At 63.3% G+C, this 311-nt stretch carries 1 protein-coding gene; it reads left to right on the top strand.

What is annotated here, in order from left to right; genetic code table 11:
• Positions 1-311 (top strand): carboxyl transferase domain-containing protein (locus KBI52_RS33780; RefSeq protein ID WP_305797856.1); only part of this gene is annotated, 311 nt, incomplete at both ends.

The raw sequence follows: 311 nt of genomic DNA, 5'->3' as shown, positions 1-311 counted from the left end.
ACCGTCACCAACGAGACCGTGACCTCGGAGGAGCTCGGCGGCGCCAAGGTGCACACCACCAAGTCGTCGGTGGCGGACGGCGCCTACGACAACGACGTCGAGGCGCTGCTGCAGGTGCGCCGCCTCATCGATTTCCTGCCGGCCAACAACCAGGACGGCGTGCCGGAGTTTCCGAGCTTCGACGACCCGAACCGCACCGATGACAGCCTCGACACCCTGATCCCGGACAACCCGAACAAGCCCTATGACATGAAGGAGCTGATCCTGAAGGTCGTGGACGAGGGCGACTTCTTCGAGATCCAGGAATCCTT

The organism is Microvirga sp. HBU67558 (genome assembly GCF_018069605.1).
Taxonomy (GTDB): domain Bacteria; phylum Pseudomonadota; class Alphaproteobacteria; order Rhizobiales; family Beijerinckiaceae; genus Microvirga; species Microvirga terrae.
This window is presented reverse-complemented; position numbering and strand designations above follow the sequence as displayed.